A 13181-nucleotide genomic window follows, 5' to 3' on the forward strand; every position below is an offset into this window, starting at 1 on the left:
TGAATTGAAAAATCCCCAGTACATTCCATAAGTGTAATGAAGCTTTTTCTATCGCTTCCCCCCGATTGATACTACTTCAATACTTACCAGGATTAATGTGGATGTCAAAACCCTTCAAGCATGCATGAAGGGTTTTTGTCATAGGGATAGTGTTTATCATTCGGGCAGGACATGCTAGTATAGAGACGGATATGGAGCCTTAATTTTACTATGAAATGATCATTACGAGTGGAGGAAAAAAAGCATGTCGAATTTGCCAAATTGCCCGAAATGTAATTCGGAATATACGTATGAGGATGGGAATCTGCTTGTTTGCCCTGAGTGTGCGTATGAGTGGACATTGGAGTCTGAAACGGAAGCTGTAGAAGAGGTTAAAGTGGTGAAAGATGCGAACGGCAATGTATTGAACGATGGGGATACAGTCACAGTCATTAAAGACTTGAAAGTGAAAGGAAGTTCTTCAGTCGTTAAAGTGGGGACCAAGGTGAAAGGGATTCGTCTAGTGGACGGGGATCACGATATTGATTGTAAAATTGACGGTTTTGGGGCAATGAAACTGAAATCGGAGTTTGTTAAAAAGGCATGATTATTTGAGGGTCTAAAGACCTGATTCGATGATAAGTTACTGATTAGCGCCGATAATTCGTTCGCAAGCGCTGATAACTTGTCGTTAAACACCGATATCCGTGTGATTGGCGCCGATATTTATTGTGAGTACGTTGATTACTGGGACTTGAATACAAAAAAGCAATGCCAGCGTAAGCGGGCATTGCTTTTTGACGATTATTTTGAGTAGTTATCGAAATAACCTTGGATGTAGACGATCGGTGTACCTTTGTCTCCGCTTCCTGATGTTAAATCAGAAAGAGAACCGATCAGGTCTGTCAGTTTCCGAGGAGTCGTTCCTTGGGCCTCCATTGAACCGACAAGGTCATCCTCTTTTTCGTTGATGAATTGGGAGATGGCTTGTTGCAGTTCTTCGCCTCGTAGATCAGCAAAGTTATTGTCGGCTAGGTACTTTAACTTCACTTCGTTCGGTGTACCGTCGAGGCCAGCTGTATAAGCTGGGGATACGACAGGGTCTGCAAGTTCCCAAATCTTCCCGACAGGGTCTTTGAATGCGCCGTCGCCATAGACCATGACTTCCACGTTTTTGCCGGTCTTTTCTTTCAACAATTGTTGGATATTATCGACGATTGGCTGGCAGTTGCGTGGGAAAAGCTTGACGCCGTCTTCTGTCGACTTGTTGGAGCCGAGAAGGCCATATTCCTCGTTATAGCCGCTTCCGTCGATCGATTCGGATAACACATCATCCAATGTATAGACTTTTTCAGCACCGTTCTCTTCCAAAATGCGTTTTGTTCGGAAACGTGTGTGAATGTCGCAAGTTAACACATTTTTGGTATATTTTAAAATGGTTTTCGGTTTTTGGGAGAAGACAAATTCACATTCCACACCGAACTCTTCCACTAACGATTTGTAATAATCAATGTAGTCTACGCCTGTAAATGTATGTTTTTGGTAACCGAAGTGTTGGCGGAATTCTTCTTCCGTCAATACGTCCGTCCAAGGATTGATGCCTTTTTCGTCCAGTAAATCCAAGCTGATCAAGTGGTTGCCGACTTCATCGGATGGATAGCTCAACATGATGACAATTTTCTTCGCGCCTTTTGCGATGCCACGAAGACAGTTGGCAAAGCGGTTCCGGCTCAAAATCGGGAAGATGACACCGATTGTATCGTCACCGAATTTGGAATTGATATCTTTTGCAATATGGTCGATGGTTGCATAATTGCCTTGAGCACGGGCGACGATCGACTCGGTTAACGTGACAATATCTCGATCATTTATCGTAAAGCCTTCTACCTCTGAAGCTTTTAGTACACTATCCAAAACGATTTGTTCAATATTATCGCCTTCGTTGATGATAGGACAGCGAAGTCCTCTTACGACGGTACCCACAACTCTTTCCAATCTAATCGCTCCTTATTGTCTCGGGTACCAGGTTCTTACCTAGTATCCGGAAGTATCTTCTTGTACTATACAACGTTGTCATGGTATAAGTAAAATTAATAGTTCGAATGCCGGGTATAAGGGGTGGTTATATGGTAAGTAAATTGGATTTATATCATGTCTTTTGTACGGTTGCAAAAAATGAAAGCTTTTCTAAGGCGGCAAAGGAGCTGTTTTTAACACAGCCAGCAGTGAGTCAATCCATCATGCAATTGGAAAAGGAATTGGATACACGCCTGTTTATCCGGACACCGAAAGGCGTATCGCTGACTGATGAAGGAAGCCTGTTGTATGAGTATGTGAATTCCGCCATGAATTTAATAGGTGTCGGGGAAGAAAAAATTTCGGAATTTAAAAATTTAACGGTGGGCGAATTGAAAATCGGTGTAGGGGATACGATATCCCGCTATTTTTTACTACCCTATCTGGAGGCTTTTCACACGCGTTATCCGAATATCAAATTTACGATTGCCAATGGGACGACATCAGAACTGTGCACCATTTTGAAATCGGGTGGGGTCGATATTGCCATTTGTAATTTGCCCATCGATGATCCGACATTAGAATTGAGACCTTGTTTTGAAATCCAGGACATTTTCGTTTATGGCGAGCGTTTTAAAAAGATATTGGCCAAACCGATCAGCTTTCAAGAGTTAGTGAAGCTGCCGCTGATCTTTTTGGAATCCAATTCGAATTCTAGGAGATATGTCGAGGACTATCTTCAATCGAAAGGGATTCAGATTGCACCTGAATTTGAATTGGGTTCACATGAGTTACTGTTGGATTTTGCTAAAATCAACTTAGGCGTCGCCTGTGTTACAAAGGAATTTTCCCAGCACTTTTTAACGAATGGATTGTTGCGGGAAGTGGTGACCCTTGAAAAAATCCCATCGAGAAGCATAGGTGTCTGTTATTTAAAAACCGTCCCTCTTTCACCGGCATCCACAAAATTCGTGGAACTGATTGAAGGGGGATTATAGATGCGAGACGACTCCATCATTTGATACGATAAAGTGCAGGGGGGAGTGGACGGTATGTCTATCCGTATTAAGCGTGCTTACGAAGATGCTTCAAGCGATGACGGATTTCGGGTTCTTGTCGACCGACTCTGGCCAAGGGGTGTGTCAAAAGAAACATTAAAAATTGATCGTTGGATGAAAGAGATTGCACCATCAAATGATTTGCGTAAGTGGTTCAATCATGATCCAGATAAATTTGAAGAGTTTACAAAGAAATATAAACAGGAATTACAGGTGGATCCAGAGAAAATCGAACAGTTCGAACGTTTACAAGCAATGATTCGAACGGGCGGAAAGGTTGTGACACTCGTCTATGGAGCTAAGGACGAACAGCATAACCAAGCCGTTGTGCTACAGGAATGGTTAACAGAGCGACTGTGAGGTGAATCCGATGGAAAAACATATGAATGGAAATTTTTATAGAGTAGACGGTGTCACTCTCATCTTAACGGCTTTGTTGACTGCCATTGCCAGTGAGATCAAAGTCGTGCCGTTTAACGGGGATGCGTTTCGTTTCGGGCTCGGAAGTATCACATTCTTTCTGCTCATTTTAGTACGTCCTCCGGCATCTTTGATCTTAACGGGATTTGTTACAGGCATAACGGTCGTTAGTATTCGGTTAATTGAAGATCTATTGCTCTTTGAGGGGCAATTTTTTGAGTCATTTAATAATCATTTTCCTGCATTTTTATTCTATTTTTTCTTTGCGTTAGGATTGAAATGTATACAGGTGGAAAAGGTTAAGACGTATCCGCTTCTTTTGGGTGCATGGGCCGCGTTGTTTGAGTTTATCGGCAATGGTTCAGAGTACTTGTTACGCTCTTTGATTTCCCATTCAGAAAATGCGGGACTTCGGGACTGGGCATTGGTGAGCGGGGTAGCCATATTACGTTCCTACTTTGTTGTTGGATTATACAGTACGATAACAGTTTCGGAACAAAAAAAACAAATGCAGGAATTGCTTGGAATCGGCTCTGAATTGTATGCGGAGACGCTGTATTTGCAAAAGTCGATGAATCATATTGAACAAATCACCGCATCAAGTCACGATCTTTACCGAAAGTTGAAAAAGGAAAATTTGCGAGAACTGAGTACACAAGCATTGCTCATTGCACAGGAGATTCATGAAGTGAAAAAGGATTCCCAGCGAATTTACTCGGGGTTATCTAAACTGACAAATCCGAAAAGAAACGATATATTTTATTTGTCGGATGTGTTGGAATTGGTGATCTCCGCCAATAAGAAATACAGTGAACTGTTAGAGAAAAATATACACTTTCAACTTTCCTTGTCCCAGCAATTTGAAACGGACCAACAAATTCCCTTGCTTGCCTTGTTGAACAATATTACTGCAAATGCGGTTGAAGCCATTCCGAAGAAGGGAAGCATTTCGTTCAACGTATTTGAAAAATCGAACATGCTCTATTTTGAGGTTGAAGATACAGGAGAAGGGATTCCGGAAGAAGACCGGGCCCTCATTTTTGAACCGGGCTATACGACTAAATTTAATCATGCGGGAGTGGCGGCAACGGGCATCGGCCTTTCGCATGTTCAAGAAATCGTTTCCCAGTTAGAAGGTCAAGTAGACATTAAAGTCTTGCCTACGGGGACGTTGTTCATTATCCAAATCCCGACGAACAATATTCGGAAGTGAGTTGAAGGAATCTGCGTTATTTTATAGTAGACGATGATGCTGCGAGTCGTAAAATGTTGGAGAAAATTATAACGGAAGGGAATCTCGGAATCGTGATCGGGGAGGCAGAAAGCGGTGTGCAATCGCTTCAGCGTATCGCTTCAACGAATCCTGATGTTGTGTTGATCGATTTATTGATGCCTGAGCTGGATGGGATTGAGACGATTGAACAATTAAGGCTTCAAGGGTTTGAAGGGCAGTTCATCATGATTTCCCAAGTCGTCAATAAAGAGATGGTGGGCGAAGCGTATGAAAAAGGCATCGAGTTTTTCATCCATAAGCCGATCAATCGAATTGAGGTACGTAGCATTTTGAAAAAAGTGGCGGAGCAATATCGTTTGAAAGACTCCATCATGGCGATCCGGCAATCTTTGGCCCACTTTGAATCTGTGGAAACGACGCAACGGAAGCGCAGTGTGAAGGAGATTGTCTTGCCGATCTTGAATGCGATGGGCATTGCCGGTGAGGCGGGGAGTGACGACGTTCTAACGATGATGGAGCTTTTGGTCCATCGCACAAACAACGTCGAACAATTACCTTCATTGAAGGAACTATATGAAGCGGTCGCGCGTCAAACGAAAGAAGCGGAGACGGAAGTTCTGAAGGAAAGTAAGGCGATTGAACAGCGGATTCGCCGTTTGATCTTGACGGCGATTAATAACTTGGCTGCGTTAGGGGTCATTGACTACACGAACCCGGAGTTTGAATATTATGCCCCTCGTTATTTTGATTTTCAAGAAATCCGGAGCCGTATGAAACAGATGGAAGAAAATTCCGAGCTGCCGATCAGAGTGAAAGTGAATAGTAAAAAGTTTTTGCAGGTGCTTTATCTTGAAACGAAGGAAAACTATAATAAGGCGTAAGTTAGTACTATTTCAAATCTTCCACGAAAAAAATTATTTTATTTTCAGTATGTCGGTTTCTGTCGGATTCGATAGGTTCTCCTTAGACTATTGATTACAAGCAAATTCGTATTTTGAGCAAACGCTTTCAATAGTCATAAAGAAGGGAGCTTATCGATGAAAAAGAAATTTAGAATTCCTTTGGCGTATCAGATTCTCGTCGGATTAATTTTAGGGATCATTGTCGGAGCAATATTTTACGGAAATCCTCATATAGAAACGTATTTACAACCGCTCGGCACGATCTTCTTGAACATGATTAAAATGATCGTTGTACCGATTATTGTATCCTCACTAATTGTGGGTGTAGCAGGTACGGGAGATCTAAAGCAATTAGGTAAACTTGGCGGTAAGACGATGATTTACTTCCAAATCGTTTCCCTCGTTGCCATCATTGTCGGGTTATCCGCGGCGAACATTTTCAAGCCAGGTGAAGGTGTTGATATGTCGCAACTTACGAAAACAGATATCAATTCGTATGTTGGGACGGCTGAAAGTAAGTCAAACGAAACGTTCATGGATGTTCTTGTTGGTATTGTACCGAGCAACGTCATCCAATCGATGGCGAATGCAGATATGCTTGCCGTCATCTTCTTCTCGGTTGTATTCGGGTTAGGTGTTGCAGCGGTCGGTGAAAGAGGAAAACCGGTCCTTGCGTTTTTCCAAGGCACGGCGGATGCGATGTTCTGGGTAACGAACTTCATCATGAAGTTTGCACCGATCGGCGTTTTCGGTCTCATCGGTGTAACCGTTTCAAAATTTGGTCTATCTTCTTTAATACCACTTGGTAAATTGATGATTCTTGTGTATGCGACAATGATTTTCTTCGTTGTTGTTGTACTTGGTGGAATCGCAAAGATGGTTGGTTCAAGTATTTTTGCTATCATTAAGGAATTGAAGGAAGAATTGATTTTGGCTTATTCGACATCGAGCTCGGAATCGGTTCTACCGAAGTTGATGGAAAAGATGGAGAAATTCGGTTCTCCGAAAGATATTGTGGCTTTCGTTGTTCCAACGGGCTATTCCTTTAACTTGGACGGTTCCACATTGTATCAGGCACTTGCGGCGATTTTCATCGCGCAAATGTACGGAATTGACTTGAGCATCATGGAGCAAGTGACACTTGTATTGGTACTGATGATTACATCTAACGGTATTGCAGGTGTACCGGGCGTTTCCTTCGTCGTTCTATTGGCGACATTGGGTACTGTCGGTATTCCACTTGAAGGACTTGCATTCATCGCTGGTGTCGACCGACTTCTTGATATGGGTCGTACAGTTGTCAACGTACTTGGTAACGCATTGGCGACAGTTGTCATGTCAAAATGGGAAGGCCGTTTCCGTACAGAAACAGGAAAGAAACCTTTGGAATCAGTTGAAAAAATGGCGTAAATCCGTCATTCGAATAGTAAAACAGGCAGTTTGGCAAACCGTAATGGGTGCTGGAACTGCCTGTTTTTTTTATCTTCATTCAGCAAATGTTTTTGTACTGAAAGCGAAGCGTCAGCTACAGAAGACTCCCACCTCCATAGGTGGCGAGATGAATGCGTTTTGACTTCCTGTTCAGCGGGTGTTCAAACGCCCGCTGAACGAATAATGGAGGGCAGTCTAAGTGCGCGACGTCCTGAAAGGAAAGTGCCTTAATTTCTGCAAAGATCGCAGAAATTAAGGCAAATCGAACCCTTCGTTGTTCGATTCGCAATTCAAAATCTGGACGCAATCACGCCGAGGCGTGATTGATTTTGGCACAAGAAAAGCTATACTAGGGGCGGGGAGGGATCTTGGTGGAAGAAAGAGACTATGATCGACATTTGCGTATCCAAACGACTGGGATGAGGGAATGGCAACATCAGTCATCCCATTATAATCGATACGAAGCGACGCCTTATGAAGCGTTGAATGTCTTTTTTACGGAATACGAATTAAAAAGAACGGATGGTGTAGTCGATTTCGGCTGTGGGAAAGGGCGCTTGGCGTTTTACTTGCACGATCGTTTCCAAGTATCCGTCACCGGTATTGAAATGAGTGGACAATTGTATCAGGAAGCGCTTGAAAACCAAGTCAGTTATTTGCGCAAAGCCAAAAGAAAGAACGGGACTATCCGTTTTGAACATTGTTTAGCGGAGCAATATAAGGTGGAAGCAGGAGATAATCGATTTTATTTCTTTAATCCGTTTTCCCTGCAGATTTTCACAAAGGTCATCCAGTCCATTTTGCAATCCGTTGAACAGCATCCGCGCTCGGTTGATCTTATTTTGTATTATCCAACGAGCGAGTATATCGAGTTCTTAGACATGCATACCCCTTTTGAACTGATAAAAGGGGTGACAGTACCTGGCTCTTATGAAGAGAATAACAATGAGATTTTTTTAGTGTTCCGTTTATCCCGCATTAACGGGCAGTGAGACTCTCGCCTCAAGACTTAAGTAAAACGATCAGGATAGGTGGGAAATTAAGGCACTTACAGGACGCCGCGAACTTAAGTTACCTTCCTTCAGCAGGTAGTTTGAACATCCGTTAAAGGAAGATAAAAGCCCGATTGGTTCGGGCCAACACGATGTTGGTCACACAAGCGTTGTCACAGGACGTGACGCTTTTAGCTTGTGTTCCCCTCAATCAGTGGGGGATGGGAAAAACCCCCACTGATTGAAGTTTCACTTTATAAGCAAAAAGGCGTCCTTTGGATCGAGGACGCCTCAGAGTGTAGACAAAGTTATTTTTGTTACTTTGTCTACACTCTTTTTTTGGAGTATCTGCTGTAAATTAGGAATCCCCCAGCCTGATTAAATACGACTGAACTGATTGTTGGCTTGTTGAAGCAGCTCTTCCGTTTGTTCTTGATTCAGTGGCTTGGAATACAAATAGCCTTGTGCTTCATCGCAGTGGAGGCTTTGCAGGAAGCGGGCCTGTTCTTCTGTTTCGACGCCTTCTGCAATGACATTCAAGTCCAGGTTTTTGGCAAGGGTAATAATGGTTTTGACGATCGCTCCATTTCTTTTGTCCAATCCTTGGATAAATGCTCCGTCGATTTTGACATGTGTGAGCGGCAATTTGCTTAAATAGCTCAGTGAAGAGTAGCCGGTTCCGAAATCATCGATACTGACATTGATGCCGATCTCGCGCAATTGTTGAAGAATCGTCTGGCAATGTTGGGTATCAAATGTCATGCTTTCGGTAATTTCCAAGTTTAGATGATGTGCAGGTAAACCGGATTGCACCAATGTTTCTGTCACCATCGATACAAACGCGGTCTGTTTGAATTGATAAGGTGAGACATTGACACTGATCTGGATAGGCGGAAGGCCGTCATCAAGCCATTTTTTTGCTTGGGTGCAAGCCGTTTCGAGTACCCATTGACCAAGTGGGATGATGAGCCCAGACTCTTCCGCTAGCGGAATGAATTGCGCAGGGGGAATCATCCCTTTTGTCGGATGGACCCAACGGATCAGCGCTTCCAGTCCAGTAATATGTCCTGTCGCCATATCAATTTGCGGTTGGTAATGGAGCACAAATTGATTGGACAGAAGGGCTTTTCGGAGCTCTGTCTCCAACGTCTTTTTTTCGACTAAGCTATGGTTGATCTCTTGTGTGAAAAATTGAAATGTCCGATTTCCATTTTCTTTCGCCAAATACATGGCCGTATCTGCTTTCGTCATTAACGTGTCGTAATCCTGACCATCGTCGGGGAAGATGCTGATCCCGATACTTGGTGTAACGAAAACATCCAGATTTTTAAAATGGAAAGAGCGGGATATCTCTTCAATAATATGTGTCGCGATTGCTTCAATTTCGGCAAGCGGTTTCGAGGCTAATAGAATGACAAACTCATCGCCGCCAAGTCGGGCAACGATATCTTCTTCCCGAAGACAGATTTTCAATCTTTGGCCTACCACTTTCAATAATTCATCACCAACTGCATGTCCCATCGTATCATTGACGTTTTTAAACCGATCCAGATCGATGAATAGCAAGGCGAAAGATTCGTCATTGTTTTGTGCTTGTTCAATGGCTTCATTGGTTTTCATTTGAAAAAGACGTCGATTCGGTAATCCAGTCAAATAGTCGTAGTAAGCCATATGTTTCACAAGCTCTTCCGCTTCTTTTCGCTGTGTAATGTCGGTTGCTGTCCCTACAACTTCTACAACAGTCTCATCGTCAAAAATCGGGGATAAGTATAGAAGGTAGGTGTTGGCTGAATGTTTGAGCTCAAATTGCACTTCTTCCCCAAGCATACTTCGTCTGCAGTACCTTTCTAACTTTTTAAACTCATCCTTTTCAAAAGCATGCTGGAGTTGTTTAAGAGTTCCTAAATCTTCAGTGATTCCGATCTTTTCAGCCGTTTTTCCCTCAATTAATGTAAACATGAGGTTTCCATCGATATCTTCCGTATAGGTGAATATAATATTTTGTAAGTTCTTCACCGTCTGACGGAAATCATTTTTAAGGGCGATTTCAAGGGATTTTTCGGCTTCTTTCCGGGCGGTGCTATCGGTTCGGATAGAGATGTATTGATAAGGTTTCCCTTTTTTATTGAGGAAGGGGACGATCGTTGTGTTTACCCAATATTCCGAGCCGTCTTTTGCCCGATTTTTAATATCCCCTTGCCAAATACCACCATTTCCAATCGTTTTCCACATGTCTTTGAAAAATGATCTTGGATGAAACCCGGAATTGACGATTTGGTGTGACTGGCCAATCAGCTCATCAGCCGAATATTGGGACAGCTCACAAAACTTTTCGTTTACATATGTAATGATTCCTCTCTGGTCCGTGATGGCGACAACAGAGGATTGATCAAGTGCATTTTCTATATTCCGCAGCGTTTCCAGTGTCTTTTCATATTTTTTGGTCGTTTGAACTTTTGAAGTAATATCGATATCAAGCGAGACAAACTGTGTGATTGTCCCGTCTTCGTCATAGGTAGGGAGAATGGTTGCTTGGATCCAGTACGGAGAGCCGTCTTTTGCAAAGCTTTTAATTTGCTGTTGCCACACTCTGTTTTCGGCAAGTTCTTGTTGCATTTCTTTCACAAAGCTTTCGGCGGTGTATTCCGGGTTCAACATTCCGTAATGCTGCCCGATTAACTCTTCTTCACTATATTGGGACAGCTCGCAAAAGGGTTGATTGACATATGTGATGATGCCATTACAATCGGTGATGGACAGACAGAAATGCTCCTCCAGCAAAACGGCAATTGGTGAAATATTTTTAAGGTCGGTCAACACAATTGAACAAGTCCTTTCTTACAAATAAGCTTTATATTATAGAACAATCGAATTGACTAATGGGTCAAAGGTATTAATGGTTAGATTTAGATAAGCGTGTAATTAAACAATAATATATAGGTAAAAATGATTATTTGAGTTAATTTGTTTATGCCATTCATACTAATTATACTTGATATTTTCACTTGTGGAAAGTTTCAAGGCCAAAAAGAAGTTTATTTATATGATTAGCCTTTTTAAGGGGAGAATGGGAAAAAGCTATGTTCAACTTGGAACATAGCTTAATTCACTAGTAGGATTGCAAGGTGGTTTTCTTGTTCTCTAAAAAATATTCATAAGCAATGCATGGCTTGTTCAGCCTCATGCCAAGGGACGGTATAGCCTTTCCCTTTGGCACAGAAGATGGATGTCGATGTGTATTCAGGGTCCGCGTCTTTGTCGTAACCGATTGCCTCGATGATTTGCTCCTTGTTATGGCAACGATCGTATCCGCCGAAGAGGAGACTGAGGGCTCCTTTTCCATGGGTGAAGGAGGCAAATGTCGTACTGTAGTTCATAAAGGTGGAAACGGGCACCTTGCCACTTACAATGACAGTATCTCCAACCGTTTCAGGAGGTCCGAAGCTACCGGCTGCCTGCTGGATATCGGACAGGACACGGCCAATCTGTTCGGTCGCGACTTTGATTTTAAAATCGTAATACGGTTCAAGCAGGATATTCTCCGCTTGTTCCAACCCTTGTCGTAAGGCACGATATGTCGCTTCGCGGAAGTCACCGCCCGCTGTATGTTCGTTATGTCCCCGTCCTGTCAGCAAGGTGATTTTCACATCGGTAAGTGCCGAGCCGGTCAATAAACCATGGTGATCACGTTCAAATAGATGTGTGCGAACTAAATTTTGATGGCCAATAGAGAGATCATTCGCATGGCAAGCATTTTCAAATGTGATGCCACTATCCCGTTCGCCCGGCTCCATTTTCAAATGGACTTCCGCGTAATGTTTGAGCGGTTCAAAATGACCGTAGCCGATCACGGGAGTTCCGATTGTCTCCTTATAGAGAATTTTAGGATCCTCAAAGGCCACGTCCATTTGAAAACGTTCTTTCACGACCTCTTGCAACACTTCGAGTTGGATGACGCCCATGACATGGACATGAATTTCCTGAAAGTGTTCATCCCAATAAACGCGTAAAGAGGGGTCTTCCGCATCCAAATGCCTGAAGCAACTTAACACATCTTTGACATGGAGCGAAGGATCAAAGACGACTTTCGATTTCAATGTGGGAATCAGGTTAAAGGTAGCTTGTTCTTGAAGGGCCCCGATGCCATCTCCTATGGACGCTTCGGATAGGCCGGTTACCGCAAACAGTTCCCCCGCATGAACCTGTTCCGTAGCTTTGTACTTATCGCCACTGTAGATTCGAATCTGTGTAATTTTCTCGGCCAATTTTCCGTAAAACACTTCATCCCGTACACGTAGCGTGCCACTGAGAGCTTTTAAAAATGTAATTCGATTGCCCTTATCGTCATGCCGGATTTTGTATACCCGTGCAGCAAACTCGCCCGTGTCGTCATAAGTGGTCTCCGTCAATTGATCTAGCATTTCAAAAAAGTCCATGATACCAATGTCTTTCAGCGCGGAACCACTGGCACAGGCAAAAACTTTGTTGTCGTGAATCATCGTTTTCAAGGTGCGTAGCCAAAGCTCTTGCTCAAAGCCGGATTCCATATAGGCTTCAAGAAGTTCTTCATCCCGTTCTGCAATAAATTCAATGACTTCTTCAGTAAAAGAGGACGTATAGTCAACAATGTCAGCCGATAAATGGTCACGCATTTCGGAGAGGATGCTATCGATATCCGTGCCTTCCCGATCGGTTTTATTGATAAAGAAAAAGGTCGGGACTTGGTGTTTGCGCAGCAATTGCCAGACGGTTTCTGTATGCCCTTCCACTCCGTCAACGGCACTGATGATCAGGACAGCATAGTCCATCACTTGGATGGCCCTTTCCATCTCCGGGGAAAAGTCGACGTGACCCGGTGTATCGATAAGGATATAGGTAGAACCGTTATAGGAAATCATCGCTTGCTCTGCAAAGACAGTGATGCCCCTCTGTTTTTCGATGGCATGATGATCGAGAAACGTGTCTTTGTGATCGACGCGTCCTCGTAGCCGGATGCTGTTTGTATGATAAAGCAGTTGCTCTGAAAAAGTCGTTTTCCCTGCGTCCACATGCGCAAGAATACCAATAGTCTTATACATGATGTCACCTCAATTCCAATCTTGTTGTACCGATTAGTATATCAAATCTGAAAGGAATGGTTGATGGTGAA

Annotated in this window: 10 protein-coding genes; 7 read left to right on the top strand and 3 right to left on the bottom strand. The window is 43.1% G+C overall.

From position 1 onward, the window contains the following. Positions 1-244 precede the first annotated feature (244 nt). The gene (locus ACFPRA_RS14080) at positions 245-586 is read left to right on the top strand and encodes a zinc ribbon domain-containing protein YjdM (protein ID WP_381435835.1); all 342 of its coding nucleotides are present in this window, start codon (positions 245-247) and stop codon (positions 584-586) included. Between the two features lie 197 nt (positions 587-783). On the opposite strand, the gene ACFPRA_RS14085 is transcribed toward ACFPRA_RS14080, so the two are convergent. After that, the gene (locus ACFPRA_RS14085) at positions 784-1974 is read right to left on the bottom strand and encodes a coenzyme F420-0:L-glutamate ligase (RefSeq protein WP_381435838.1); all 1191 of its coding nucleotides are present in this window, start codon (positions 1972-1974) and stop codon (positions 784-786) included. A 131-nt stretch (positions 1975-2105) separates the two neighbouring features. On the opposite strand from ACFPRA_RS14085, the gene ACFPRA_RS14090 reads away from it, so the two are divergent. The 6 genes from ACFPRA_RS14090 (at position 2106) to ACFPRA_RS14115 (ending at position 8032) form a co-directional block, all read left to right on the top strand. Continuing rightward, positions 2106-2993, top strand: a complete 888-nt coding sequence (locus ACFPRA_RS14090; protein WP_381435840.1) for a LysR family transcriptional regulator — start codon at positions 2106-2108, stop codon at positions 2991-2993. 54 nt (positions 2994-3047) lie between these two features. Further along, positions 3048-3413, top strand: coding sequence for a DUF488 domain-containing protein (locus tag ACFPRA_RS14095; RefSeq protein WP_381435843.1), 366 nt, complete (start codon positions 3048-3050; stop codon positions 3411-3413). Positions 3414-3423: 10 nt separating this feature from the next. Continuing rightward, the gene (locus tag ACFPRA_RS14100; RefSeq protein ID WP_381435845.1) at positions 3424-4686 is read left to right on the top strand and encodes a sensor histidine kinase; all 1263 of its coding nucleotides are present in this window, start codon (positions 3424-3426) and stop codon (positions 4684-4686) included. 11 nt (positions 4687-4697) lie between these two features. Continuing rightward, a complete protein-coding gene (locus tag ACFPRA_RS14105) occupies positions 4698-5588 on the top strand; it encodes a response regulator (protein ID WP_381436441.1) in 891 nt (296 codons plus the stop codon). Positions 5589-5744: 156 nt separating this feature from the next. Continuing rightward, positions 5745-7019 (top strand): cation:dicarboxylate symporter family transporter, encoded by a 1275-nt coding sequence (locus ACFPRA_RS14110; protein ID WP_381435848.1) that lies wholly within the window; start codon positions 5745-5747, stop codon positions 7017-7019. Between the two features lie 392 nt (positions 7020-7411). Further along, positions 7412-8032, top strand: coding sequence for a class I SAM-dependent methyltransferase (locus ACFPRA_RS14115; RefSeq protein ID WP_381435850.1), 621 nt, complete (start codon positions 7412-7414; stop codon positions 8030-8032). Between the two features lie 378 nt (positions 8033-8410). On the opposite strand, the gene ACFPRA_RS14120 is transcribed toward ACFPRA_RS14115, so the two are convergent. Together ACFPRA_RS14120 and ACFPRA_RS14125 are read right to left on the bottom strand one after the other, a co-directional pair. Further along, entirely contained in the window at positions 8411-10852 is a 2442-nt protein-coding gene (locus tag ACFPRA_RS14120) for a sensor domain-containing protein (RefSeq protein WP_381435853.1), read from the bottom strand. A gap of 332 nt (positions 10853-11184) precedes the next feature. Beyond that, positions 11185-13110: a GTP-binding protein gene (locus ACFPRA_RS14125; RefSeq protein WP_381435855.1), complete on the bottom strand. Its 1926-nt coding sequence runs from the start codon at positions 13108-13110 to the stop codon at positions 11185-11187. Positions 13111-13181: the final 71 nt, after the last annotated feature.

Origin of the sequence: Sporosarcina soli, from assembly GCF_042655805.1 — a bacterium.
In the GTDB taxonomy this organism is placed as follows: Bacteria; Bacillota; Bacilli; order Bacillales_A; family Planococcaceae; genus Sporosarcina; species Sporosarcina soli.

Coding starts and splice junctions, on each gene's coding strand:
- ACFPRA_RS14080 (WP_381435835.1), top strand. CDS start 245: ATGTCGAATTTGCCAAATTGCCCGAAATGTAATTCGGAATATACGTAT.
- ACFPRA_RS14090 (WP_381435840.1), top strand. CDS start 2,106: ATGGTAAGTAAATTGGATTTATATCATGTCTTTTGTACGGTTGCAAAA.
- ACFPRA_RS14095 (WP_381435843.1), top strand. CDS start 3,048: ATGTCTATCCGTATTAAGCGTGCTTACGAAGATGCTTCAAGCGATGAC.
- ACFPRA_RS14100 (WP_381435845.1), top strand. CDS start 3,424: ATGGAAAAACATATGAATGGAAATTTTTATAGAGTAGACGGTGTCACT.
- ACFPRA_RS14110 (WP_381435848.1), top strand. CDS start 5,745: ATGAAAAAGAAATTTAGAATTCCTTTGGCGTATCAGATTCTCGTCGGA.
- ACFPRA_RS14125 (WP_381435855.1), bottom strand. CDS start 13,110: ATGTATAAGACTATTGGTATTCTTGCGCATGTGGACGCAGGGAAAACG.